Origin of the sequence: Parahalioglobus pacificus (genome assembly GCF_014652275.1) — a bacterium.
In the GTDB taxonomy this organism is placed as follows: Bacteria; Pseudomonadota; Gammaproteobacteria; order Pseudomonadales; family Halieaceae; genus Parahalioglobus; species Parahalioglobus pacificus.
This window is the reverse complement of sequence record NZ_BMYM01000001.1, coordinates 743,224-769,603: the sequence shown is the minus strand read 5'-3', so window position 1 is coordinate 769,603 and position 26,380 is coordinate 743,224. Positions and strand designations below refer to the sequence as shown.

Below are 26,380 nucleotides of genomic sequence, written 5' to 3'. Positions count from 1 at the left end.
GCACGCGCGGGAAAGCGGCCAAAGCGTGTTAAAATTCGGAAATGACCCAACACTCAGACGACCTCTCGCTACCCTCTCCTTCACTGCTGCGCCGACTGATGGCGATGCTCTATGACACCTTCCTGGTGTTGCCACTGATCATGCTAAGCGCTGCGCTCACGCTGGGTGCCTATGTCTATGTGATGGAGCTGGGCGGCATGGAGGCAGATCCTGATGAGCTCCCGACGCTGCTGCGGCAATGCGTGATCATGCTGACCGTGATCACCTTCTTCGCCATTTTCTGGATGAAGAGCGGCCAAACGCTGGGTATGCAGGCCTGGCGCTTCAAGGTTGTTGCGAATGACGGCTCCAAGCTGGGCATTTATCACTGCGTGGTTCGATGCCTCGGAGCGTTACTGTCTACCGCCTGCCTTGGCCTTGGCTACCTCTGGTGCCTGTGGGACAGCAATGGCAAGACATGGCACGACTACCTATCCCAGTCTCGACTCGTGCTGCTGCCCAAACGAGAGAAGTCCTGAGTCCTAGCGAGCCCGGCTCAATAATAATAGGCCCGCCAGTATGCAGACCGCGATCGGCGCAAGCGCCGCGTAAAGGGGGGAAAAGCCAAACACCAGACTGGAAGGCCCCAGCAGGTCCTGGCTGGTTCGAAAGACAATCCCCACAATGACCCCGGCAAAGATACGAAACCCCATGGTGCCATCTCGCAGGGGGCCAAACACAAACGAAATAGCGACCAACACCAGCCCTGCAACCGCCAGAGGCTGCAGCAGCTTGCGCCAGAAGGCCAATTCAAAATCGTCAGCCTCCAGACCCTGTTGCATCAGGTAACGGCCGTAACGATACAGGTCGTCCAGTGGCAGTTGGTCCGGTGACAACACTTCAAGCGCTAGAAGATCCGGTGTGATGCCCGTATCCCAGCGCAAGGTTGTGTGCTCGCTGACGCTGGTCGCCCAACGGGTGAAATCAGTTTTCACAGCCCGTTCGAGCACCCAGTGGTCGCGCTGAAAACTGGCGCGTTGTGCACTCAGGGACCACTCCATGCGCTGCTGCTCATCAAAGCGCACCAGCGTAATCCCATAGGCCACGCCATTGGGCTCCAGCGCATTCACGTGCAGAAAAGTGTCGCCCTCGCGAATCCATAGGCCGTGCTTCCCTGCGACACCCTCGCCGGGATTCAAGGCAATCGCTCTTCGGCTCTCGGCCAATTGTTGCGTCTTGGGTGCAATGTATTCGCCCAGCAAAATACCCGCTACGGCGACAACCAACGCGGGCTTCATCGTAATCCACACCAGCCGAGCGACAGAGACACCCGCCCCGCGCATCACCACCAGCTCGCTGGTCGTTGCCAGCTGGCCCAGCCCGATCAGGCAACCAATCAGCGCGGCGAAAGGAATGAACTCGTAGAAGCGGCCCGGCAGAGTCAGGACCACATAAGAGAGTGCATTGAGAAAACTGTAGGACTCACTCACATCCTCGGCTTCGTTGAGAATGGCTGCGAACGCGTCCAGCCCAACAATAATTCCCAGCACCAGAAGGATAGCGACCAGCACCGTTCGCCCAACATAGCGATCAAGCTGATTCACGTCGCAGCCTCCGGTAATGCAGGCGATCTAACCAGGGACGCCCGTACAAAAGCCCCGCAGCGATCAAGGCGAACACCGCGTGAATGACCCACATATTGCTGGCGATACCGCCATCGCCATCTTCCATGCGCGTTCGCGCATTGGCCAGCAACATCAAGTAGCTGAGATAGATCAGAAAGGCGGGCGCCATCTTCACGTACCGTCCACGCCGATGATCGGTTTTGCTCAGACACAGAGCCATGATCGCGACGATAGGCACCATCAGTGGAATCGAAAGGCGCCAGGCCAATGCGGCGCGATCTTCTACAGCCTCTGAGTTCCAGAGTTCTGCCGTTGAGCGACCATCAACGGGCGCCTGGGTACGGATGCCACCCTCCGGCTCGGGAATCAGCTCACCAAATCGCTCGAAGCCAATCACTTCGTACTCAAGGCCACCGGGGCGGCCGCGATACCGGTATCCATTGCGCAGCTCCAGATAACGCGCGCCGGTGCCATTGTCGAACACCACCTCGCCCTCTTCAGCCACCGTGACGGTTAACACCGCGTCGGCATCGTTATCCCCCGACTGTTGTGAGAGGAACACGTTATACATAACGCCAGCTTCATCAACAGATTCGGCGTAGGACACCAGGCCGCTGCCACGTCGGGTCTGGAAGCGCCCCGCCGCCAGAGAGTTAAGCCCTTGTGATGAGGCCGGGTCATCCAGTAGCGCGGTGGAACGCGCGGCCCCAAGCGGAGTGATCAACAGCGACAAGATAGCGACAACGACAGCGACCAGCACTGCAGGCACCAGGGTATAGCCGGCGAGCCGCTCAGGGCTCACACCGCACGATGTGAGCACAACCATCTCGCTCTCAACATACAACCTGCCATAGGCCATGAGGATGCCGATAAAGAGGCCCAACGGCAGAATCAGCTCAAGAAAACCGGGTAAGCGGTACATCATCACAGGCAACAGAATGTCACCGGCGAGGTCACCGACGGCAGCTTCCGCCAGGTACTTCACGAAACGCCCGGAAAAAATGATTACCAGTAGCACGAAGCTCACTGCCACCATGTGCGTCATCACATCACGTGTCAGGTAGCGAAGAATTCTCATGCAGGTCGGTTTCCGCCCAGGTTTCGCGTCTTGGAAGGTTTAGTTACGGTGACGGCCATCATACACTAGGCGCCTCAGATGACGTGAAGGTTTTACCATGAGCAAACTCACACTCAGCGCACGCAAAATTGACGACGCCGGCAAACAGCGCACCCAATGTGCAGTGCTACCTATTTTCGGTGATGGCAAGTTAGCTGGAGTCGCCAAAGACTTGGACAAAGCAAACGGCGGCAGTATCAGCCAACTGCTCTCACTGGGTGACTTCGCGGGCAAGGCCGGACAGAGCCACCTCTTACCCGGCACAGGCGCAGCGGCGCGCCTGCTGCTGATCGGCTGCGGCAAGCAGGCTGATATGGACAGTGGCGCCGGGCGCGCTTTCGGCGAGCATGTCGCAAAGGCCCTGGCCGGTCTAAAAGCAAAAGACGCGGTACTGTTCCTTGACGACATGAAAGACAGCGATGCGCTGCGCGAGCTGCTGCCCTATGCGGCTCGCCTGGTGACCACAGCGCGCTATCGTTACAACGAAACCCTGAGCAAGCCCAAGCCGGCGGCACAGTTGGGCAAGCTGGTTGTCAGTATCGGCAATGGTCTGTCTACCCGCGATGCCAACCGTCTGCTCGGCCAGGGCCAACAGACTGGCGATGGTGTGAACGTGGCCCGCGAGCTGGCCAATCTACCGGGGAATATCTGTACACCGAACTACCTGGCTAAAGAAGCCCGCAAGCTGGGCCGTAAACACGGCAAGCTAACCACCAAGATTCTCGATGAGAAAAAGATGCGTGAGCTCGGCATGGGCTCGCTGCTCTCGGTATCCGCCGGCAGCGACGAGCCCGCGCGCTTCATCATCATGGAATACAAGGGCGGCAAGGCAAAAGCGCAGCCCTATGTGCTGGTTGGCAAGGGGATCACCTTCGATACGGGCGGCATCTCGCTGAAGCCCGGCGCAAAGATGGATGAAATGAAGTTTGATATGGGTGGCGCAGCCAGCGTGTTTGGCACCATGTCCGCCCTGTGCGAGCTGGAGTTGCCCATCAATGTCGTGGGCATTGTCGCTGCCGCAGAGAATATGCCCAGCGGTCGCGCGACCAAGCCCGGCGACGTAGTGACCAGCATGTCAGGTCGCACCATTGAAATCCTCAACACGGATGCCGAAGGCCGACTGGTATTGTGCGACGCGCTCACCTACGCAGAGCGCTATAAACCTGCCGCGGTTATCGATATCGCCACACTCACCGGAGCCTGCGTCGTTGCATTGGGGCACCACGCCTCAGGACTGTATGCCAACAAAGACTCCCTCGCGGACGAACTGCTGGCTGCAGGCACCCAGAGCCATGACCGTGCCTGGCGTATGCCCCTGTGGGACGACTACCAGAAACAGCTCAATACGAATTTTGCCGACGTGGCCAATATTGGTGGCCCCGGAGGCGGCAGCATTACCGCCGCCTGTTTCCTGGCGCGTTTCGCAGAGAAATACGACTGGGCACACCTGGATATCGCAGGCTCTGCATGGACCAGCGCACCCAAAGGCGCCACCGGCCGGCCCGTCGCCATGCTGACCCGCTACCTGCAGGATCGCGCAGGTCAGTGACCCGCGTTGGCTTTTACGTGGTTGCAGCCGCTGGGGACACCCAGCGGCTATCCGTGGCCGCAAGGCTGGCCGATAAAGCCTTTCAGCACGGCCACCGTATCTTTATCAACGCAGCCGATGAGGCTCAAGCCAAAGCGCTGGATGAGTTGCTCTGGTCATTTCGCCCAGCCAGCTTTCTACCCCATGGCTTGCTCGGCAGTGGCGATGAACAGCGCATTGCCATTGGCTGGGGGCAGGAACCTGGCGACCACGATGACCTGTTGATCAATCTACAGCTTAGCGTGCCCGCGTTCTTTGCACGCTTTCACCGCGTGGCCGAGGTGGTCACTCAGGATGACGGCAGTTTGCAGGCACTGCGCGCCTCTTGGACCTTCTATAAAGAGCGCGGTTATCAATTGGAAAAGCACGACCTCTGAGGCGTATAATCGCGCCCCCTCAAACACCACGCCAAACCCCGTCAGGCCCCGCCCGTTATGGACAAGACTTTCCAACCCGCCGATATCGAAACCCGCTGGTATACCACCTGGGAAAATGCCGGTTACTTCGCCCCCAGCGGCGAAGGTTCGCCCTACAGCATCATGATTCCGCCGCCGAATGTCACCGGCAGCCTGCACATGGGGCACGGCTTCCAGGAAGCCATCATGGATGCGCTGATTCGGTACCACCGCATGACAGGGTGTAACACCCTCTGGCAAGTCGGTACAGACCACGCGGGCATCGCTACCCAGATGGTGGTTGAGCGTCAGCTGGAAGCACGGGGCACTAACCGGCATGAACTTGGCCGAGATGCCTTCATCGACAAGGTGTGGGAGTGGAAAGAAGAATCCGGCGGCACGATTACGCGGCAGCTGAGAAGGCTGGGTTCCTCCCTGGATTGGTCGCGAGAGCGCTTTACCATGGACCCGGGCATGTCAGCGGCGGTTCAGGAGGTGTTTATTCGCCTGTACCGCGAGAAGCTTATTTACCGGGGACAGCGGCTGGTTAACTGGGACCCCGCCCTGCACACGGCAGTGTCCGATCTGGAGGTTATCTCCGAGGAAGAGAAGGGCCACTTGTGGCACTTCCGCTACCCGCTGACCAGCGGCGACGGCCATCTGACCGTTGCCACAACACGCCCGGAGACCATGCTGGGGGATACTGCAGTTGCCGTGCATCCCGAAGATGAGCGTTATGCCCACCTGGTTGGGCAGACCATTACGCTGCCGCTGACCGGTCGCGAAATACCGGTGATTGCCGATGACTATGTAGACCGGGAATTTGGCACGGGCTGCGTCAAGATAACCCCTGCGCACGATTTCAATGATTATGAAATGGGCCGCCGCCACGATCTGCCCTTGATCAATATTCTTGACGATGATGCCGCCATCAATGAACAGGCGCCCGAAGCCTATCGCGGCATGGATCGTTTTGATGCTCGCAAGCAGATCGTCGCTGACCTGGATGAGCTGGGCCTGCTGGAGAAGGTGGATGACCACACCCTGAAAGTTCCCCGGGGTGACCGTTCCGGTGTGGTGATTGAGCCGTATCTCACTGACCAGTGGTATGTGGATGCTAGGACGCTGGCAAAACCTGCCATCGCGGCTGTCGAGAATGGCGACATCCAGTTCGTACCCAAGCAATGGGAGAACACCTATTTCGCCTGGATGCGGGATATTCAAGACTGGTGTATCAGCAGGCAGCTCTGGTGGGGACACCGTATCCCCGCGTGGTATGACGAAGCCGGTAACGTCTACGTTGGCAACGATGAAGCCAGCGTACGCAGCGAAAACAACCTGGACGCCTCCGTTGTTCTGACGCAGGACGAGGACGTACTGGACACCTGGTTCTCCTCCGCCCTTTGGACATTCTCCACGCTGGGCTGGCCCGAAGAGACTAAAGACCTGGCGACCTTCCATCCAAGCAGCGTGTTGGTAACGGGCTTCGACATCATCTTCTTCTGGGTTGCCCGGATGATCATGATGACGCTGCATTTCCGCGACGAAGTGCCCTTCCACACCGTGTATGTTCACGGATTGGTGCGTGACGCCGAGGGACAGAAGATGTCCAAGTCCAAGGGCAATGTACTGGACCCCATCGACTTGATCGACGGCATTGACCTGGAAAGCCTGGTGCAAAAGCGTACAGCGGGGATGATGCAGCCGAAAATGGCCGCGCGTATCGAGAAGGCCACGCGCAAGCAGTTCCCCGAGGGCATTGATGCCTACGGCACCGACGCACTGCGCTTCACCTACTACTCACTCGCCTCCACGGGGCGTGATATCAAATTCGACATCGGGCGCATTGAGGGCTTCCGCAATTTCTGTAACAAGATATGGAATGCGGCCCGCTATGTACTGATGAACTGCGAGGGGGAAGACTGCGGGCAGGACGCAGGCAGTGATTTTGAACTGAGCCTCGCTGACCGCTGGATTATCGGCAGGTTGCAGGAAACCGAGGCTGAGGTTGCCAAAGCGATCGCGCAGTACCGGTTCGACCTCGCCTCACAAGCCATGTACGAATTCGTGTGGAATGAGTACTGCGACTGGTACCTGGAGTTGTCCAAGCCGGTGCTGTGGGACGATGAAGCGAGTGATGCAGCCAAGCGAGGCACACGTCGTACGCTGATTCGGGTGCTGGAAGCTTCCCTGCGCATGATGCATCCACTGATGCCCTTTATCACCGAAGAGATCTGGCAAACCGTTGCGCCACTGGCCGGTAAAACCGGTGACACCATCATGCTGCAGCCCTACCCTGTGGCGGATGAGTCCGCCGTGGACAATGCCGCAAACGCAGATATAGAATGGCTGAAGCAGGTGATTGTCGGCGTAAGAACCATTCGCGGAGAAATGAATATCCCGCCCGGTAAAGCGCTGGACATCATGCTGAGCAACGGCGACGACAACGATAAAGATCGAATGACGATTCACGCGCCGGCACTCAGAAAACTCGCCAAGTTGGAGAGCATCACCTGGCTGGAAAATACGGAGTCGGCGCCAGTCTCTGCGACCGCGCTGGTAGGGAATCTCGAGATTCTGGTCCCCATGGCGGGATTGATTGACAAGGACGCAGAACTTGCGCGCCTTGGCAAAGAGATAGAAAAACTGGGGAAAGACCTGTCCCGAATCGAGGGCAAGCTGTCCAATGCCTCTTTTGTCGATAAAGCACCGGCAGAGGTTGTGGCTAAAGAGCGAGAGAAACTCGCCGAACAGCAGGCTGCGATGGAAAAACTACGGGAACAGGAACAACGTATCCAGGCGATCTAGCACAGATCGCCACCCCATCGGTTGATAGACCCCGGCTGCAGGTTAGCCGGAATAATAAAAAGCAGTACAACACCGAGGAAAGTGGTATGAGCGAGCGTGTGCAGGGCACGGTAAAGTGGTTTAACAATGCCAAGGGGTTTGGCTTCATCACCCGGGAAGACAGTGACGACGATGTCTTCGTTCATTTTCGTTCTATCCAAGGCGATGGGTACAGAACCCTGAACGAGGGACAGGACGTTGAGTTCAACCTTGTTGAAGGCCCCAAAGGCCTGCAAGCCGAAGAAGTACTGAAACTCTGATCACGGGCGCTCTGGCGCCCACCCTATTTTGATGACCAAGGCACGTGCGCCAGCCGCAGGTGCCTTTTGTCGTTGTTTGGCTGTGTCGGAAATGCGCGCACTGCCGACATCCAGCAATGGGCTGCAGGTTTAACCTCTGCGACTCGCACGGGGGCCTTGCCAATGAGCATTGGTGCTAGAATGCGGCGCCTGTAGGGCGCACCCAGTGCCGCCCCTGAAACAACAGCAAAACTACAACTACAACTACAACTACAACTACAACGCCACCACCAAGACTTAAGGAACCACCATGCCATCAGTTTCCGCACTTATCGCCAGCGTTATCATCGCCATTTGCGCTGCCGTGGTACTTACACAACTGGCCCCAACTGCCACTTTCGACCTCTACACTGCCGTTGCCATTGTCGCCGCCAGCCTTGGCAGCAGCTTTGCCACTGCAAAACTGAGCGCAAGCACAGCACCACAGGCACAACAGTCAGCCGCCACCCATAGCGACGATGACGCCGAATTTGGCGCCGTAAAATGGTTCAATGTCTCCAAGGGATTTGGCTTTATCACTTTGGACAGCGGCGAAGAAGTATTCGTCCACTTCCGCTCTATTCTGGGCGAGGGACGTCGTAGCCTTCGCGATGGCCAGCGGGTCCGCCTGCGCGTAGTCGATACCGACAAGGGACCACAGGCAGAAGACGTAGAGCCGGTGGACGCATGATCGGCCGCTGCGCAAGGCTGGCACTTTGCGGGATAACGTTCGCTCTGGCGGTGGCGCCCACACTGACCATGGCGGAACGGCCACCCTACCGCGAAGCACGCGAGCCGTGCGCAGACTATCGCCCAACGCGACAGGCCCTGTTCGGAGACCTTCACGTACATTCAAGGCTCTCTTTTGACAGCTATGTCTCCAGCCAGCGCAATGGCCCGGAGGATGCTTACCGTTACGCCAAGGGCGAAGCAATCACCCTGCCCGATGCAGACGGCGAGCAAACCGTCATCGCACAGTTACAGCGCCCCATCGACTTTACCGCGGTCACGGATCACTCTGAGCTACTAGGGCCGATTCGACTGTGCAGCGCCGAGGATTCAGGCTTCGTTCGCTGGCACCCCGCCTGTGTCGCAACGCGCAGTGATCTGTTCCCACTGCAGCTACTGGCCATGGACTATTGGGCCAGCGTGGGCGTCACCGGGGATTCTGCGGGCGAAACAGAGTCTATGGTCTGTAGCCTGGGAGACTGCGATGCAGCCCACAAGCAGGCCTGGCAACAAATTCAGGATGCCGCCGAAGCGCACTACGATCGCTCTGCGAATTGTGAGTTCACTACCTTTGTGGGCTACGAGTACACAGACGCACCCAACTATGCCAACCTGCATCGCAATGTGATCTTTCGCAACGCGAATGTCACCGACACAGCCATCTCGACCTACGACACAGGTTCCAGGAATGTCCCCGAACTGTGGCGCCGGCTCGCCGATGAGTGCACCGACACCGATAGCGGCTGCGACGTGATGGCGATTCCACATAACCCCAACCTTGCGGCGGGCCTGATGTTCCCCGATCCCGCGAATGAGCAAGAAGCGAAAGATCGCCTGTTTTTTGAGCCATTGATTGAACTGGTGCAACACAAGGCTGCCTCGGAGTGCCGGTTTGATCGCCTGCTCGGGCGCGGCGTGGACACGGAAGACGAACTGTGTGATTTCGAACAGGCACCGTCAGACAACCTTGCCATGCTGGGTACCATCTTTGGCGAAATGCGTGCCAGTGAAGGCGAACCTGTGTCGGTCGATGACTTCGCCCGGCGCAACATGGTGCGCAATGTGCTCAAGGACGGACTGGCCTTACGTGAAACGTCGGGCATTAATCCGTTTATGCAAGGTTTTATCGGCAGCACGGATACCCATAGTGCCAGCCCGGGCGGCGCTGAAGAAGATAACTACACCGGCCACCTGGGCAGGCGGGACTCGGGTTATCGCAACCTGCAGGATCATTTTTACGACAATCCCGGCGGCCTCGCGGTAGTATGGGCCGAGGAAAACTCTCGCGACAGCGTGTTTGATGCGATGCGCCGCCGCGAAGCTTATGCCACCAGTGGCACGCGACCCAGCGTCCGCTTTTTCGCCGGCACAGACCTGGCTGGCGATTTATGCGCTGCGCCGGACATGCTGGAGCAAGCTTATGCGAGCGGCGTTCCCATGGGGGGCGAACTTGCTGCCGGTGATGCCACGCCCCGGTTTTTGGTGAGCGCAGCCAAAGACCCCGGCGTTCCAGGTAACCCGGGACAGGATCTGCAACGGCTGCAGGTCATCAAGGGCTGGCTGGATGCCGATGGCAACACGCAGGAGCGGGTTTTTGATATCGCTGGCGACGCCGACAATGGCGCCTGGGTCGACGAAGACAGCTGCGCACCCACCGGGGCGGGCGCAGCGCAGTTATGCAGCGTCTGGGAGGACTCGGATTACACTGCCAATCAACGCGCGTTTTATTACGTACGCGTACTGGAAAATCCGAGCTGCCGCTGGAGCACCCGTCAGTGCCAGGCCGCAGGCATAAACCCCTTTTCATCCAGCTGCCTGACACAGGCTGAGGCAATGAACGCAAAATTGAATGACGAAGGTGCCATCGGTAATGTGTACGATCGTTGCTGCCTGGCCGCAGAGCATGAATCGTTCTACTCACCGGTCATTCAGGAACGCGCCTGGACATCGCCCATTTGGATAAACCCCTAACAGCAAGGAGGGCTTGTGGCTGAGACGCCCCGCAAGAGAAAACCCCCGGTTTTACAGCACCGTTTTCGCGGCGTTGTCATGCCCACCGGCTCCCACCCGGAGATCCGAAAGGTTAAGCGTGCGGGCGTTAGCCCCAGTATTCACGGCACCAAGCTGTGGAAGTCCAGCGCCCTGCTCATCGATCACTTGCAGAAGCACCCGCCGGAGCACACAGCCACGGTGGTGGATGTCGGTTGCGGTTGGGGGCTAGCGGGCATTTGGTGCGCTAAGCAATTTGGCAGTGAGGTTATCTCCGTAGATGCCGACCCGGACGTCTTTCCCTTCCTGGATGTTGCCGCCCGCCTGAATGGCGTTGCCACCACACATCTGGTCAGCAAATTCCAGCAGATGTCGCGCAAGCGCTTTACCGACCAGGACCTGCTATTGGCCGCCGACATTTGTTTCTGGGATGAACTGGTAAAGCCCGTCGGCAATATGATTGATCGTGCGCTGGATGCCGGCGTTAAGCGAATTATGATCGCAGATCCAGAGCGCTCTACCTTTTTGGAGATGGCCGAACATTGCGTGAACCGCCATGGCGGCGAGCTCATAGAATGGCAAACGCGCGGCAGCTTCTCAGCGCGTGGTGCAATCCTGATTATCGACAACGCTTAAGCACGAAGGCACCGCGCACGCTGCTCAGTGCGCGGCTACCACCTCAGTCCAGCGCTACCGCTAGCTCTGCCGCGGATTCCAGCGCACCCTCGATGTAGCTAACGCCAGTGCAATCGCCAATGCTGTGCACCTTGAAGCCCTCGTCAGACAACTCGTCGGCAAGCGTTGTATCACCCGCTGCACCCTGAGCCACAATCACGTGATCGGCGACAACAGACCGGCGCTGGCCACGGTGGTTGGTATAAGACACGGCGTGGTCATCGATGGCGACATCCGCGCTGTTTTTGATCAGGCTCACACCTAACTCGCGGAGCTCCGCCAGCAAACGCATCCGGCGCACCAGGTACAAACCGCGACCGGCATTAGCCGTGGGCTCGATTACTGTGACCTTACGACCGCGTTCGGCCAGAAACTCTGCCAGTTCCAGCCCCACCAATTCACCGCCGACAATCACCACCTGCTTACCCAGCGGCAGCCAGAATTTACTGGCGCGCTGTACCCAGGCAGCGCGGGCTGTGAGGCCCGTTGCGCGCCCAGCCTGCATCAGCAGGCGCGTGGTGCCAGAGGTTTTACGCCTCAGTGCTGGCCCCGCCTCGCCGACAACCAGAGAACGCATCTCGTCACCACTGAACACAAAGTCCTGCTCTGCGCCGGGAATGGCTGGCATATCGCGTCGGGCGCCAGTGGCTACGACCACCTCGTCAACACCCAGTTGTCTTAAGTAGTTCGGAGTCACGGTAGCGTTCAGTTGCACATCGACAGTAGAAGCGGTCACCTCGCTGCGCAGCCAATCCAGCAACCGTGCGTTGGGTGAGTAGGCAATGGCCGCAAACTGCAAGGTACCGCCCAGGCGAGAGCTACGCTCCACCAGCGTCACCTGATGCCCGCGCAGCGACAATCGCCGCGCCGCTTCCATACCACCGGGACCACCCCCCACAACAGCAATATGCCGGGCCTGCTTCACCGGGATAAGTTCACGCTCGCGTTCGCGCGCCGTTTCCGGGTTGACCGCGCACTTCACCGGATTGAGTACGTAAATCTGGCTGACACAGCAGTAGCAGTAAACGCAGGGGCGAATTCGCTCGGGCGTGCCCGCGGCAAGCTTGGCCGGCAAGGCGGGGTCGGCCAATATCTTGCGGCCCATACCCAGAAAGTCGAAGTGCTGTTTACCGATGTGCCGGCTTGCAGACTCTGGCTCAATGCGCCCGGACGCAATCACGGGCACCGAGACCTGCGACTTGATGGCGGTTGCGTCCGGCACCATGCGCTCCGGCACATGGGGAATATTGGACTCTGAGTGCAAAGCGCCCCGGTCGGTGTCGTGGTAGGCGGATACGGTGATCGCATCCACGCCTGCCTTCTCCGCCATTTTTGCCGTCGCTATGGCGTCGGCAAGACTGATACCACCGTGTTTACCGTACTCGCCCGCATCGAGCTTTACCCACACGGGATAATCACGGCCCACGCGCTCACGCACCGCGGCAATGATCTCCAGTAACAGACGCGCGCGATTCTCCAGCGAACCGCCGTACTCATCGCTGCGGTCATTCGAAGACGGCGACAAAAAGCCCGAAATGATATAGCCGTGCCCGCCGTGAATTTCCAGGCCATCAATACCCGCCTCTACCGCTCGCCCCGCCGCATCGGCAAAACGCTGGACCAACTGCTGCAGGTCTTCCCGTGTAACGATGTGCGGCTGCGGCGTCGGCGCATCCGGGTCCTGAAACGCCGTCATTTCCTCTGGCAACATGCCGTCGGCCAGATCGCTCTGGCCCATCTCCGGATACGCGGGCATCCAGATGGGCCGCCCCTCCTTCGCGTCCTGAACGGAGACCATGCCTCCGTGATGTAGCTGCGCCGCCAGTTTGGCGCCGTGTTGGTGCACCGCGTCGGCAACGGCGCGCAGGCCGGGAATGTGCCGGTCTTCGGAGATCGCAATCTGGCGCGGCAGGTTGCCGCCATGGGGCCAGGCCACGCCCGTCACACCCAGCATGATAAGCCCCGCCCCACCCTGGGCCTGACGTTCGTGATAAGCCAGTACGCGCTCGCCACAGCTGCCGTCGGCCTCAGCGAGGTTCACACCCATGGACGAGACAATCATGCGATTACGCAGCTGCAGGTTGCCGATCTTTCCGGGCGCCAACAGGTGTTGATAATCATGACTCATACGGCACTCTCCTGGCTCGTTGACTGCGCCTGTTGCAGAGACACTGCGGTTAGCAAAAGGCCTGACACCACCACCATTGAGGCTGTGACCATCAGGCTGCTGTGATAACTACCGGTGGCATCAAACAAACGTCCCACCAGCGGATAGGTGGGCATAATAAACAAGGTAATCACCGGCCCCATGAGGCCCATGGCCCGGCCGTAACTGGCCACGCCAAACAGCGAAGCCATGATCGCTCCCCAAACAGGCAACATGCCACCGGTGGCAACGCCCATCACAACACAGATTCCCAATAGCGCTTGGTACTCGGGCGTCAAATACAAGCCGACAAACGCAATAACAATTAAGGCTTGAGCTATCCACAGACCGCTACGAAGTGGCAGCTTGTCCGCCATAACGCCAAACAGGATTTTTCCGGCAAAGCCCCCGATCGCTACTGCCATAATCAGCGAGGCGCCCTGCTCTGCCGACAAGTTCTGCAGGGTTGCATACGGGGTGAGGTTAACCAGCACCGCACTGTACGCAGCAAAGAGCAAGCCCATACAGCTGCCCATCAGCCAGAATTGGCCGGAGCGCACAATATCCCCCAACTGCCAGACCCGCGAGTTGCCTGCCGGTGCCTGCAGATCTCCCGCAGGTTCGGGCTCAAGCCCCACATCGGAGGGATACCCCCTGACCAACAGTGCCATGCCGGGCACCATCACCAGCAGTATCGCCAGCCCGAAGTTCTCGACTGCGAGGCGCCAGTCACCTTGGGTTAACCAAGCACTGATCAGGGCAGGCACCGCGATACCGCCCACAGAGGTGCCGATCGCTGTGATACCGAGAGCACGGCCACGGCTGGCTGTGAACCAACGTGTGATCACAGCGGAGGCACTCACCGTACCGGCAAAGCAATTGGCCGTGGATAAGGTGATCCCAAAGACCACGATGTAGGCGAGTATGCTCTGAACCTGCGACAGCAATAGCAGCCCAGCTCCGTATACCAAACCGCCACCAACCATAATCCAGCGCACCGAGTAACGATCGACCATAACGCCCGCGAGCGGCTGTAGCACCAAGCCCACCAACGTGGCCGCCGTCATGCTGTACATCACCTGCTCCAGTGAGACACCGAAGGTTTCCCGCACCGGGCCCACCAGCAGGGTGATTGAGTAGGTGAAAAAACCCACAACGAAGAACTGGGCGATGAATGCCCCTGCAACCACGCGCCAGCCGTAATACATCAGGACTCCCTCCACTCGGCGGCCATGACACTACTGCACACAGGCTGCCAACACTTTGCGGATTGTCGGCGCGATCTGGTGACGGTCATATTGTCCCAGGGCTTTGTAGTCATTGGCATCCACCTCATAGGACACTGTTGCGCCAGCGCCAGCAAACATTATGGCGTTGGGAAACAGCGGGTGATCGTCTTCAAGCACCGGCAGGGCTTGCGGGTTGCCGGCCTCGCGGAACCACAGCTCCAGATAGTCCTTCCAGCTGTAGTTTTCATCCCCTACCAGATAAGCGCGCCCGGGTTCGCCCTGCTCGAACGCCGCGGCCACCGCCTGAGCGACAGAGTGTGCACTCATATGATTGGTGCCACCCACCGGTGCAAACACCGGCAGATCGCTCAGGCGCCCTGCCGCGTAGTTAGCCAGCGCAGCCAGATAGGGCACCGTGGTGCCCGGCACATGCCCCAGAATAAAAGGACAGTCCAGCGTGATCACGTCGAATTCAAGACCGGACAGACCGCGCACCAAACGGTCGGTGTTGTAGCGCGATGCCACATAGGGGCATTCTTCGATGCGGTGCGGCGCTACCTGGGCATAAAAGCTACCGATGTACACCACGCGCCGGATACCCGCTGCGCTGGCATGCTCGATCGCCCGAGGCACCGCTTCATCATTCGCCCGCTGGTAAAACGCCTGGGGAGTTACAGAGCCATCCTGCGGTAAATTGCGAATGTCGGCAGCAGCTGAAAACACGAGCCAGTCGAAACCTTCCAGCCGACCATCCCCCAAATCATCGTTCACGTAATCACCGGGGATATGCGGCAAGGCAGCAAGGGATGGCGCCTGCGGTGGCTGGCGCGACATGATGCTGACATCGTGTCCCAGTGCGCTCATGTGCAATGCAGCCTCACCACCAATCAGGCCGGAGCCGCCGATTACCAATACTTTCATGCTGTTATTTCCTTGTTGATGCGGGCGTCAAAGCGGCTTTTCACCCCAGAGTCGCTGGTGCAGCTGTGGGGCAAAAATCAGGTCCTTGTCAGCATAGGCCAATGCGTCATCACTGCTGACCAGCCAGCACACGATCGCGGCGACCTCTGCGGGGTCCGTCGGGTTGAAACGCTGCGCCTGCTCTTCGCCGAAGTTGTTGGCACGCATGACTTCGGTGTACACAAAGCCGGGTTCAACGTTAAAAAATCGCAGACCACTGCCGGCGTGCTCCACACGAAGGCTTAGCACCATGCGCAGCAGAGCTGCCTTGGATGAGGGATAAGCAAAGCCCCACCCACCCTGATCCGCCGGCGCCGGCGGCGGGTTTACCGCAGACCCGGACACCATGTTCAGAATAGTGCCCTCCCCACGCGCCAGCATCCCCGGCAGCACAGCCTGTACGGTAGCAAGAGGAGTCAGCACGTTTCCCTGATAGATTGCAGAGACCTGCTCGGGCGTGACATCCAGCAAACGCTGCTGGTTTCCGGGCCCCTGGTAGCAGGCGTTGTTAAACAGGAGGTCGATACGCCCGTAGTGATTCTGTGCAGCTTCAACGGCCGCCAGCACTGACGCGGGCTCAAGGATGTCGGATCGCAGGCAAAGGCATTGCCCCCCCTCTGCTTCGACCTGCCGCGCGGTCGTGGTGAGGCTACCCGCCAGCGGCTGGGTGTTACTCTGCCAGCTGCCATGCTCATGCTGCTCGCCTTCCTCGAGAGAGCGCGCCGTAATCGCAAGGTCGTAACCTGCAGTCGCCAATGCGCGTGCAGTGGCAGCGCCAATTCCGCGACTGGCGCCAGTGATGAATGCGACGGGACGTTGAGACACGCGTGTTAACTCCCTGACGAAGGTTATTCTTATGATTTCCCGGCACAAAGCCGGCAGCGTTCATCATCGCAGAGCCACCGCCGCAGGACGATGCATAGAGGCGCATTTTCCAGCTTGGTATAGTCACCTTGACTGGGCGCAAGCCGGCGAAAATCAACGACTACTTGAGCGAGGCAAGACAACCATGGCGATTCTTAACGAGTTCCACTTTAATGACCGCCTCGCGACGTCGGGACAACCTTCCGCCGAGGACTTCGAGAACATTGGCAGGATGGGGTTTGATGCTGTGATTAATCTGGCGATGCCTGATCACGAGCAATCCCTCGCAAACGAAGGGGCGCTGGTAAGCGCACAGGGTATGGCATATGTGCACATACCGGTGCCCTTCGATGCGCCGACAGAGGAACACTATCAGTCCTTCTGCGGCGTAATGCAGGCCTGGCAAGAAAAGCGACTCTGGGTTCACTGCATTGTGAACGCACGGGTCTCGGCGTTTTTGTTTCGCTACCTTCAGGATTATGCCGAGCACACGGCAGAGCGGGCGCAGTCGCCGCTGCTGGAGCAATGGCTGCCACAGATGGATGGGGTGTGGAATCGGTTTATTGCGCAGGCGCCTGTTCAACCGGGACAGCGTCAGGAATAGATCTCGCGCAGTGTTCAGGCCATATCAAGGGTGAGCAACAGTCGGCGTTCACCATCTTCCAATGCTGGGGAACGGTGAACAAGTCCTGCACCTTCATTGCCAAGCCAGCGCTCTCCCTTTAGGAGTGCGACATCACCGGCTGCAAGTTGCTCAATCGCCGAAGCTGCGGCGTAGAGCCCGGAAACGTCATCAGGTTTGCCCTCGCTACCGCGCCCCAACCTCTCGCGATTCACCACTTGATGTTTCAGCCACTGTGTAGCTTGCCCCTGATAGGTGGTGACAATCCTGCAGGGCACGTGATCCACGTGAAAACGCGGGCACATTGCGCGCGTTAACGCCGTAAGGCGCAGCCCGACACAATCCCACTCGAACAGGCAGGTATACATTTCCACCAGCTCGGCAATATCGTCAACCAAAGCGTCTATCTGCGCTCCCGGTAGCGCGATGCCTAGCGCCGCTCTCAAACGCTCTGGCGATGTTGTTAGAGACACTTCACACGGTGCACTGCCAGCGAGCAATGCAGCCACTTCCTGCTGCACTGGACATGGCAGCTGCCGCTGCCAAACCGCGATATTGGTATCGCTGCGATAGATATCACTCAGGTCGGTCGGGTTGACGCTGGCTCGCGCCAGACCACGCAGCTTCGTTGTTGCCTTGTATTCGTCGCTCGCTGTCGCTGCCGCTGTCACGGTTGCGCTCATCAGGGTGCCTGCCATTCCGGGAAGGGGTCTTCCAGCGAATACCAGTATTCCTTACCGCGTAAAACTTCGTCTTCACTCAACAAGCAAGCATCCAGTGCCCGAGTAATTTTCTCCTGATCGAGATTCTGACCAATGAACACCAGTTCCTGACGCATATCACCGAAAGGTTCTACCCAGTTTTCCTGAATGGACTGCAGCCACTGCTCGTCCTGGGGCCAATTGCTGCGGGGAGTCGCCTTCCAGAACATGCCCGCAAAGCCATAATGGGCAATACCGCCCGCCTGACTCCACTGGCCTGCAAACTGTGGCCGGGAGGCCAACCAGAAGTAGCCTTTCGATCGCAATGGTTTGCCATAGTCCTCGATGGAGTGCAGGAACTGGAAGAATTTGGCGGGATGAAACGGCCGACGCGCCTCATAACTGAAACTTCCGATACCGTACTCTTCAGACTCCGGCACATGCTCGCCGCGCATCTCTTTCAGCCAGCCCGGCGCTTGCTGTGCACGGCTGAAATCAAACCTCCGCGTATTCAGGATGGCGTCAATATCGACCTTGCCTTTCTCGATCGGAATAATATCCGCATCAGTGTTCAAGGCACGCAAAATGGCGGTTAAGCGTTCAATATCTGCTTCCGAGGCCAGATCGGTTTTGCTAATAAGGATCACATCAGCAAATTCCACTTGATCAACCAGCAAGTCGGCGATATTGCGTTGATCGTCCTCACCCAGAGATTCACCCTTATCCTGCAGTGACAAGGCCGCGTCATAATCCGTTAGAAAATTTACCGCATCGACGACCGTCACCATGGTATCCAGGGTGGCAACGTCTGACAGGGATACGCCGTCTTCGTCGGCGAAAGTGAAAGTTTCGGCGACAGGCAGGGGCTCTGATATTCCGGTCGACTCGATCAGCAAGTAGTCGAACCGCCCGTCACGTGCCAACGCGTTCACCTCCTCCAGTAAATCTTCCCGCAATGTGCAGCAGATGCAGCCGTTGCTCATCTCTACCAGCTTTTCTTCACTACGACTTAGCTCTACGTCATTCCGGATGATCTCTGAGTCGATGTTGATCTCACTCATGTCATTGACGATCACCGCGACCTTCTTGCCCTCACGGTTATTCAGCACGTGGCTAAGGACAGTGGTCTTCCCTGCGCCGAGAAATCCAGACAGCACAGTAACGGGTAGGTGGGGTGTGGGTTGGCTTTGCATCAGACGGCTACCGATTGGAATTTAATAGATACGTTATAACATATCTAAAACTATCTCCCAACGGACTACCGCAAGCGCGCTCCACCAGTATGATGAGAGCCAACGCTACTCTCCGGCCGCTGCGGTCGGTGTGCGGGTTCATTGATCGGATTCAGGCTGGATGAGCAAGACACTATCCTTGAGACGCTACGTCAAGCGGCGAAACGGCTTGCCTCTGGGTGCTGCAGGCTCATTGCAGGCCATGCTCAAGCGCTCATTGGGTGCCGCGTCTTTTCGGCTGTTCTGGCAACACTGGAACCCGATCTGGGGGTACTACCTCTCGCGCTACATCATGCGCCCTTTGAGCGCACACCTTCCCCTGCTCCTCGCCATTGTTCTGACCTTTGGTGTCAGCGGCGCCGCGCATGACCTGGCCGTCTCGCTATTGCGGCTGGAAACCGTGTTTGTTTTCACACCGTGTTTCGCTCTCATGGGACTGGGGGTCGTCGCAACCGACAGTCTGGGAATCACCTGGCGTAAATTCCCCACCGCATTGCGATACGGTAGCAATGGCGGTTTGATTGTGGGCAGCTTTTATCTGACGCGCAGCCTGCTCTGAGCCCGGAGGAAAACGTACCGCGCGGTACATAGGGCCTATACTGAAACCATAACAGCAGGAGCGCACCAATGATGACCACGCTTTCATCTCACCTTGCACGCCTCGCACTGCTGGGCGGTACTTTGATCGCTACTAGCGCATTCGCCCAACCCCATGCGCTCGATGCCGCTGCGTCAGACCCTCGCACCATGGGTTGGATGACGGGCTTCCCCACGGCCGCGGATCGCGTAATAGCACCACCGGCCAGCGACTACCTCAGCTTTCCCAAGTTGCGCTGGACCTTCTGTCACCTGCGGGAAATGCAGGCTAGCCGGCGAGTCTCACGGGGACTTGGCCCCTCCTCCGCCATGACCAGCGCACCGGATTCGGCAATAGAATCACTGTCTTTTACCCCCATTGGAAAAGACAGCGATATGACCTGGCGTGAGTCACTGGATGCCAATTACACGGACGGCATCCTCATCATGCACAAGGGCGTCATCGTCTACGAATACTACAGCGGCTGCCTGAATCAGGCTGGCAGACACGGGGCGATGTCAGTCACAAAGTCTTTTGTCGGCACCGTGGCAGAGATACTGATCGCGGAGGGCACTCTGGATGACAGCGCGCCGGTGACGCAATACGTTCCCGAACTCGCCAACAGTGCTTTCGGATCAGCAACGGTGCGCGAAGTCATGGACATGACCACCTCGCTGGTCTTCAACGAAGACTATGCAGACCCGAAAGCCGATATCTGGGCCTATGCTGCAGCGGGCGATCCCACACCCAAGCCCGCAGACTACAAAGGCGCGCGTAACTTTTACGAGTACCTGCAGGGCGTCAGGAAAGCCAATGAACACGGCGAAGTGTTTCGCTATAAGTCCGTGAACACTGATGTTGTGGCCTGGGTGATTGCCCGAGCCAGCGGCAAGGACTTCCTGCAGCACCTGGAAGAGCGTCTCTGGCAGCCTCTGGGCATGGCGCAGGAGGCAGACATGATGGTGGACAGCCTGGGCACGCCCCTGGCTGCAGGTGGATTAAGTCTGGGGCTGCGCGATGCAGCGCGCTTCGGCCAGATGATGCTGCAAGGTGGCATGTATGACGGCAAACGCATCATCCCCGAAGCTGTTGTGACCTCCATTGCCGGCGGCGGGGACCCCGAAAAGTTCGCCAGTGCGGGGTATTCAACACTCCCCGGCGGCAGTTACCGTAGCCAGTGGTGGGCACTTCACAATGAGAATGGCGCCTACAGCGCCCGCGGCATTCACGGGCAGGCCATTTATATCGACCCCAAGGCAGAGATGGTGATAGCTCGCTTCGCCACTTATCCCATATCCGCCAATGCCTATATCGATCCCACCTCATTACCCGCGTATCAAGCAGTGGCTGATTACCTGATGGGTAAATGAAGCTATCGGGGCACAGCAAACATTAGCTGGCCTAGAGGTATTAACGCTGCTGTACGCGATAATCACGCCGCGCAATGCGTGCGGCCACAGGCTCGCCATTCACAAAGGCCGGTCGAAACCGTGTGCTATCCAGCTCGCGGCGCAACCGGCTCCCGATGTTATCTGTAGGCGCACCATTAAACGCGAGGCTGTCTACCGTGACGCGACCGCTGGCCGACACCGTCATACCAACCTGCAGACTGTCGCCTGAAGACTGGCCGGGCACAACAAACACATTACTGTCCGGAAGTTCCACCGGTTGCCCCCACCACTGCTCCACCAGATCAGATCGCTGGGCGCCCTGTAGCAGCGCTATCGATTGCTGGTAGTAGTCCATCGCTCGCTCGCTACTCTCGTGCCACTGGTACCAGTCACCGAGCTCACGCAGCAATAACGCACGCTGCTTTACACGATCCGGCGGCGTCTTCGCCAGCAAGTCTTCCATCAAGCGGCGTCCGCGCGCCAGCACAGTCCTGTCGATATTCTCAAGACGGGTGCGGGTAAAGTCCTGTTGCTGTTCATCGGGGCCGGCACCTGGGAGGCGCCGGCTATTGGAGAACACATTTGAAGCATTGCCGTAGACCACCAGTGGCTCAACCGCCTGGGCGAGCACGTACAGATTCTGAATCTGGCTGAGCACCAGCGCCTGCTCCCACTCGGGCGGCAGTGGCGGCGCATCATCGTTGCGTCTCAGCAGCCGGCTGTTGCGCTCAAACAGTGTCAGCAGATCCCTGTCGCTGCTTCGCAGCCCTCTGAGGTAGGCCTCTCGCTGCCAACGCAAATACTCAGTGACAGCGCGCAGGCGCAGATCGTCATAGGGTGGCTGGCCACTGCCATAGAGCCGGAAAAAGTAATCGTAACGATCATCCAGTGATTCGTACTCCCCCGCATCCCGATACAGCGATAACATTTCACGCACCAGAGGCACCTGACCTTCACTGTACAGGCCCTCATTCACACGCAGGTTGTGAAGGGCTTGCCCATACAGACTCAAGGCTGCGGCGAAGTCTCCCTGGCTACGGTAATAGCGCGCCAGATCACCCAAAGGCTCGGCCAGGGCCTGAGAATAAGCCCCCCCCTGCACGCGTGCGTCGTCGAGCTGTTGTTCCAGCTGCGACAGCGAGGCGGCATCGCTAACCTCTGCCTCGCCAGACGCAGCTATCAACTCGTCCCCTTCAACCTCAGATCCCGGATGAGACGCCACGCCTGCACCCGGCGGCGCCGCTCCCAATTGGACTGGGGCTCGGTCTGAGTTGGCAGTCTCAAGAACAAACCAGCGGCCGTAGGCGCTGCTGGCATTGCTGCTACCGGCGTACACCCACAGTACCAACAGCAGCAGAAGGCGAGCGTGATATCCCATACCGCGAAGGTGGAAGTCAGGCAAAGAGGTAATAGTCCGGCTCATATTCATGGTTCGGCAATGGTACCCTTACTCGCTGCTGCCACATAAAAAGTCGTATCACTCCAGGTGCAGCCTCAAGACAAAATCGCTGATGACGCGTGGTGCCACAGCACCGCCTGCGCTTCTGCTATTGTTATTAGACATCATCTGGGGGTTTGGCGATGAAACAACTCGGCGTTCTCGACACGGCATTTATCAATCTGGAGCAGACCAATACACCGCAGCATATTGGCGGATTGGGTATCTATGACCCCTCCACGGCCCCCGGCGGCTTCGTTCGCTTCAAACAGGTAATTGCCAACTTTGAGCGCAGGCTGAATCGCAACCCACTGTTCCGCACCCGCCTTGTTGAAGTCCCTGGTGGCTTTGACAGACCCTACTGGGTTAAAGACGCAAATTTCGACGTTGAGTTCCACCTGCGGCACATTGCGCTGCCCCAACCCGGTGACTGGCGACAGCTGTGCATTCAGGTCGCTCGCCTGCACTCCAGACCACTGGATATGTCTCGCCCTCTGTGGGAGGCCTACATCATCGAAGGCCTGGACAAGATTCCCAACCTGCCCTCGGGCTGCTTTGCCATCTATACCAAAATGCACCATTCGATGGTGGACGGTGCGGGTGGTTCGTCATTCATGGCGCTGCTGCACGACCTGGAACCGGACCCCGTCTATAATCCGGAAGACGATGCGCAGCCCAGAATCGTCGATACAGAACCCAGCATGGCGGAGCTGCTAACCCGCGCTTCCGTCAATGGCGTGAAGAACTCATGGGGCCTGCTGCGAAGCAGCATCAGTAATGCCAAAGACATGGGCAAGTACATCTACGACATCGCCCGCGAGGAGATCCCCGCGCCGGACATGTCGGCACCCAAGACTCTTCTCAATAAGCCCGTTGGGCCTCACCGCGTGTTCGATGCGGCAGAATTCCCACTGCAGGGTTTCAAGGACATCAAAGACGCCGGCAAGGTGACGATCAATGACGTTGCGCTCACGATTATCGGCGGCGCCCTCTCACGCTACCTCGATGCCAAGGGCGAGCGCATCGCAGGATCATTGGCAGCCTCCATGCCCCTCAACATGCGCGCACGTCGCGAGGCTTCGGAGGACAACAATCAGGTGGGGGCCGTGTTTGCCTCCATGCATACTGACATCAAAGACCCGATTGCTCGCCTGCAAGCGGTTCACTCAGCAACTCAGGAAGCCAAAGACTCGGGCGAGAGCAGCCCAATGGTGGATATCCTGAAACTCGCCGGCGCGGTAACGCCCTTCATTGCAAAAGGGGCGGCTCGTCTATGGTCCAGGAACAACCTGTCACAGCACGTGCCGATGAACATCTCGACCGTTGTATCCAACGTGGCCGGTCCGAACTTCCCGCTCTACTCCACCGGCGCCCGGATGGTGGATTACTACGGACTCGGCGTGCTGACGCCCGGCATGGGAATCTTCCACCTCGTATTCAGCTACTCAGGCAAGATCTCGCTGTCGGTGCTGGCCGACCGGGACATCATGCCCGACCCCGAGCTGTACCATGACTGTTTGGAACAGGCGTTCAACGAGCTGTATGAAGCTGCCGTCAGCAAGCCCGCAGAGGATGCGGCAAAGGCCGGCGGCTCCAAGCGCAAGAAAGCGGCAAATTCGGGGGCTGCACGCAAACCCTCCAAAGCGAGGGCAGCCACTCAAGCAAAGGCTAAAACAAAGGCGAAGACCAAAGCCAAAGCGTCCGCCAAGCGTAAGGCACCCCGCAGAACCGCAAAAGCAACCGGCGCCCAAAAGACAACGGCCACAAAGAGTGGTAAAGCCGGCACGAGGCGAAGGGCTGGAAAACCACAACTCAGTGTCGTACCCAAGCTCAAAAGCGCCTCTTGAGCCATCGGCTCAGCAGCGGATAGCGCCCTCGCCCCACCCGCCCGCCACGGAGTGCCAGGCCCGGCAGCCAGGCATAAAAAAACCCGCCTGACGGCGGGTTCGCAAAATACACTCGTTCGGACCTGGATGGTTTCCCATCAACGGCGGCTTGGCGCCATCGGCCTCCTGAGAGACCCGTTTCGAGATGGATTAACTATAACCAGCCCCAACATATGCCTCAAATGTATTATATTTATGAAACACATGAATGATAATTATATTTAGGCGCACAAATGGACACACGTGATCTCGCAAGAATCGACCTTAACCTATTGTTATCGTTACAGGTTTTACTAGAAGAAGGTAGCGTTTCCCGGGCGGCTGATCGCTTGAACATCACCCAGCCAGCGATGAGTAAAACCCTGCTTCGCTTGCGGGATGTCTTCGCCGACCCCCTGTTCACCCGCAGCGGCCGGGGTATACAGCCCACCCCAAGAGCCAATGAACTGCGCGGCGAACTGCAGGAACTACTGGGTGGCATAGACCGCCTGGTGAAAGGCGAGGCCTTCAGCCCGGCAGACTACGACGGCGAAATCACTCTGGCGCTGTCCGAGTACATCGGCGTCGCGCTACTTCCTCCCCTGATTCAGCGGCTGCATGACCTGGCTCCACGGCTCAGCATTCGCACCATCACCCGCATCGAAAACCAGCTGGAGCAGCTTGCGCAGGGCAATCTCGATTTCGCCATTCAGATCGCCCAGACCACCTACCCACCCGCCTATCGCTGGCAAACCCTGGGGAGTTCGCCGCCGGCAATTCTGGTGCGGGAGGGTCATCCGCTCACCGAGGGCGAGGTTTCCTGGGATCGACTGGCCAGCTACCCCCTGATCAGGCTGTACATCTCAGACCTGGATCATCTGGAAATTGCGCGCTCCTCAGAGGCGTTTATCCGTGCGCGAAGCCCGCAACAGGGGTCGCTGGAAACCTCTCACTTGTTGACGGCGTTGGAGGTGCTGCGCAGCACCGACTATTTTCTTCCCGGGCCGGCGTACCTTGTGCGAAACGAACAGGCAACCCGCGGCATCGCGGCACTGCCTGTGCCAGAAGGCGCCAGTTACGAGCTGCAGTACCGCCTGGTGGCTCACGAACGGACCGCGCACTCCGCCCTCCACAACTGGCTATGGGAACAGATACTGGACACCCTGCGCGGACTGCGGGTTCGTACCATACACCGGGGTTAATCGCCTGCAGTAGATATACCGCTGTGGCATACTTCGCGCCGCGCAACTTGCCTTAATCACAGTCAGCGACCATGAGCAAAAAAGCCAAACGGAACATACCAACGTTTTCGACACCCCTGATCGAGACCCACTGCCATCTGGATTATCTGGACGGCGATGAACTGGAGACTGTGCTGGCGCGCAGTCGCGAGGTGGGCATAGAGCGCATCATCACCATTGCCGTATCGCCGGGCAATCTGGCGACGGTCAGGGCCATCGCCGCCGGTCAGCCGGATGTATGGGCCACACAGGGCATACACCCTCATGAGGCCAATGACTTCAATGAGGATGTCGCCGCCGTTATCCGCGCAGGTGCTGCTGATGAGAAGGTTGTGGCCATCGGCGAGATAGGCTTAGATTACTACTACGACCACGCAGACCGCGCCAAGCAACGCGATGCCTTCGAGCAGCAGTTGCAGATCGCGGCAGATGTGGCCTTACCCGTTGTCATACACACCCGCGAAGCCGACGATGACACGCGCGCCCTGCTCGCTAACTTTAGCGGCAAGCTGCCTGCCGGCGGCGTCATCCACAGCTTTACCTCATCGCTAGCACTGGCGCAATTCTGCCTGAATGAGGGCTTCCTGCTGGGCTTTAACGGCATCGCTACTTTTAATAACGCCGCCAATGTGCGCGAGATCATCGCGCATACTCCGGTACAGCAACTGCTGCTGGAAACAGACGCGCCTTATCTCACCCCCGTGCCTTACCGGGGCCGACCTAACGCTCCCTTTTACTTGCCTTTCGTGGCCGAGAAGGTGGCCGAGGTCAAAGAACTGCCGGTTGAAGAGTTGTTGCAGATCACCCGCGAAAACAGCCTCCGTTTGTTTTTTCCAGAGGCCGCCTAAGACGCTGGCCACTAGGCTGGCGGGTGATAAAATACGCGCCCTCT

General features: G+C 58.6%; 23 protein-coding genes. 14 read left to right on the top strand and 9 right to left on the bottom strand.

Annotation, left to right across the window (positions count from 1 at the left end):
• Positions 1–41 precede the first annotated feature (41 nt).
• Positions 42–518, top strand: a complete 477-nt coding sequence (locus IE089_RS03545; RefSeq protein ID WP_189475204.1) for an RDD family protein — start codon at positions 42–44, stop codon at positions 516–518.
• 3 nt (positions 519–521) lie between these two features.
• Here the strand turns inward: IE089_RS03545 and lptG are convergent, their stop codons facing one another.
• On the bottom strand, positions 522–1,583 hold the full coding sequence (lptG, locus tag IE089_RS03540; RefSeq protein ID WP_189475202.1) for an LPS export ABC transporter permease LptG: 1,062 nt from the start codon (positions 1,581–1,583) through the stop codon (positions 522–524).
• Entirely contained in the window at positions 1,570–2,682 is a 1,113-nt protein-coding gene (gene lptF / locus IE089_RS03535) for an LPS export ABC transporter permease LptF (protein ID WP_189475200.1), read from the bottom strand. Before lptF ends, lptG begins: the two co-directional genes overlap by 14 nt.
• 97 nt (positions 2,683–2,779) lie before the next feature.
• Here lptF and IE089_RS03530 point away from each other — a divergent pair, with 97 nt between their 5' ends.
• The 7 genes from IE089_RS03530 (at position 2,780) to IE089_RS03500 (ending at position 11,183) form a co-directional block, all read left to right on the top strand.
• Positions 2,780–4,270: a leucyl aminopeptidase gene (locus IE089_RS03530; RefSeq protein ID WP_189475198.1), complete on the top strand. Its 1,491-nt coding sequence runs from the start codon at positions 2,780–2,782 to the stop codon at positions 4,268–4,270.
• Positions 4,267–4,686, top strand: coding sequence for a DNA polymerase III subunit chi (locus IE089_RS03525; protein ID WP_189475196.1), 420 nt, complete (start codon positions 4,267–4,269; stop codon positions 4,684–4,686). The genes IE089_RS03530 and IE089_RS03525 overlap by 4 nt, the downstream gene beginning before the upstream one ends.
• 57 nt (positions 4,687–4,743) lie before the next feature.
• On the top strand, positions 4,744–7,512 hold the full coding sequence (locus IE089_RS03520) for a valine--tRNA ligase (protein ID WP_189475194.1): 2,769 nt from the start codon (positions 4,744–4,746) through the stop codon (positions 7,510–7,512).
• Positions 7,513–7,598: 86 nt separating this feature from the next.
• Positions 7,599–7,811 carry a cold-shock protein gene (locus tag IE089_RS03515; protein ID WP_189475192.1) on the top strand — a complete coding sequence of 71 codons (213 nt, stop codon included), beginning with the start codon at positions 7,599–7,601 and terminating at the stop codon, positions 7,809–7,811.
• A gap of 289 nt (positions 7,812–8,100) precedes the next feature.
• Positions 8,101–8,520, top strand: coding sequence for a cold-shock protein (locus IE089_RS15880; protein WP_189475190.1), 420 nt, complete (start codon positions 8,101–8,103; stop codon positions 8,518–8,520).
• Positions 8,517–10,529, top strand: coding sequence for a DUF3604 domain-containing protein (locus IE089_RS03505; protein WP_229802567.1), 2,013 nt, complete (start codon positions 8,517–8,519; stop codon positions 10,527–10,529). Before IE089_RS15880 ends, IE089_RS03505 begins: the two co-directional genes overlap by 4 nt.
• Before the next feature lie 15 nt (positions 10,530–10,544).
• On the top strand, positions 10,545–11,183 hold the full coding sequence (locus IE089_RS03500; protein WP_229802566.1) for a class I SAM-dependent methyltransferase: 639 nt from the start codon (positions 10,545–10,547) through the stop codon (positions 11,181–11,183).
• 43 nt (positions 11,184–11,226) lie between these two features.
• On the opposite strand, the gene IE089_RS03495 is transcribed toward IE089_RS03500, so the two are convergent.
• The 4 genes from IE089_RS03495 to IE089_RS03480 are packed head-to-tail and all read right to left on the bottom strand — an operon-like array spanning position 11,227 to position 16,382.
• Entirely contained in the window at positions 11,227–13,350 is a 2,124-nt protein-coding gene (locus tag IE089_RS03495) for an oxidoreductase (protein ID WP_189475188.1), read from the bottom strand.
• The gene (locus tag IE089_RS03490) at positions 13,347–14,576 is read right to left on the bottom strand and encodes an MFS transporter (RefSeq protein ID WP_189475186.1); all 1,230 of its coding nucleotides are present in this window, start codon (positions 14,574–14,576) and stop codon (positions 13,347–13,349) included. Before IE089_RS03490 ends, IE089_RS03495 begins: the two co-directional genes overlap by 4 nt.
• Positions 14,577–14,606: 30 nt before the next feature.
• Positions 14,607–15,518, bottom strand: coding sequence for an NAD-dependent epimerase/dehydratase family protein (locus IE089_RS03485; protein WP_189475184.1), 912 nt, complete (start codon positions 15,516–15,518; stop codon positions 14,607–14,609).
• A 27-nt stretch (positions 15,519–15,545) separates the two neighbouring features.
• Positions 15,546–16,382, bottom strand: a complete 837-nt coding sequence (locus IE089_RS03480) for an SDR family NAD(P)-dependent oxidoreductase (RefSeq protein ID WP_189475182.1) — start codon at positions 16,380–16,382, stop codon at positions 15,546–15,548.
• Between the two features lie 184 nt (positions 16,383–16,566).
• Here IE089_RS03480 and IE089_RS03475 point away from each other — a divergent pair, with 184 nt between their 5' ends.
• On the top strand, positions 16,567–17,025 hold the full coding sequence (locus tag IE089_RS03475) for a protein tyrosine phosphatase family protein (protein ID WP_189475180.1): 459 nt from the start codon (positions 16,567–16,569) through the stop codon (positions 17,023–17,025).
• Positions 17,026–17,039: 14 nt separating this feature from the next.
• Here IE089_RS03475 and IE089_RS03470 read toward each other — a convergent pair whose 3' ends face one another.
• Positions 17,040–17,726 (bottom strand): DUF1826 domain-containing protein, encoded by a 687-nt coding sequence (locus IE089_RS03470; RefSeq protein WP_229802565.1) that lies wholly within the window; start codon positions 17,724–17,726, stop codon positions 17,040–17,042.
• Positions 17,726–18,937: a zinc metallochaperone GTPase ZigA gene (gene zigA / locus IE089_RS03465; RefSeq protein WP_189475177.1), complete on the bottom strand. Its 1,212-nt coding sequence runs from the start codon at positions 18,935–18,937 to the stop codon at positions 17,726–17,728. The genes IE089_RS03470 and zigA overlap by 1 nt, the downstream gene beginning before the upstream one ends.
• A 160-nt stretch (positions 18,938–19,097) precedes the next feature.
• On the opposite strand from zigA, the gene IE089_RS03460 reads away from it, so the two are divergent.
• Both IE089_RS03460 and IE089_RS03455 read left to right on the top strand, forming a co-directional pair.
• Complete coding sequence (locus IE089_RS03460) at positions 19,098–19,535, top strand: MBOAT family O-acyltransferase (protein ID WP_189475175.1); 438 nt, start codon at positions 19,098–19,100, stop codon at positions 19,533–19,535.
• A 68-nt stretch (positions 19,536–19,603) separates the two neighbouring features.
• Entirely contained in the window at positions 19,604–20,923 is a 1,320-nt protein-coding gene (locus IE089_RS03455) for a serine hydrolase domain-containing protein (RefSeq protein ID WP_189475173.1), read from the top strand.
• Positions 20,924–20,963: 40 nt separating this feature from the next.
• Here the strand turns inward: IE089_RS03455 and IE089_RS03450 are convergent, their stop codons facing one another.
• Positions 20,964–22,367 (bottom strand): tetratricopeptide repeat protein, encoded by a 1,404-nt coding sequence (locus tag IE089_RS03450; RefSeq protein ID WP_189475172.1) that lies wholly within the window; start codon positions 22,365–22,367, stop codon positions 20,964–20,966.
• Between the two features lie 158 nt (positions 22,368–22,525).
• On the opposite strand from IE089_RS03450, the gene IE089_RS03445 reads away from it, so the two are divergent.
• The 3 genes from IE089_RS03445 to IE089_RS03435 all read left to right on the top strand — a co-directional run bounded on the left by IE089_RS03445 (position 22,526) and on the right by IE089_RS03435 (position 26,336).
• Positions 22,526–24,229 (top strand): WS/DGAT/MGAT family O-acyltransferase, encoded by a 1,704-nt coding sequence (locus IE089_RS03445; RefSeq protein ID WP_189475171.1) that lies wholly within the window; start codon positions 22,526–22,528, stop codon positions 24,227–24,229.
• Positions 24,230–24,501: 272 nt separating this feature from the next.
• Entirely contained in the window at positions 24,502–25,449 is a 948-nt protein-coding gene (locus IE089_RS03440) for a LysR family transcriptional regulator (protein WP_189475169.1), read from the top strand.
• A gap of 71 nt (positions 25,450–25,520) precedes the next feature.
• Positions 25,521–26,336, top strand: coding sequence for a TatD family hydrolase (locus tag IE089_RS03435; RefSeq protein WP_189475167.1), 816 nt, complete (start codon positions 25,521–25,523; stop codon positions 26,334–26,336).
• Positions 26,337–26,380 lie beyond the last annotated feature (44 nt).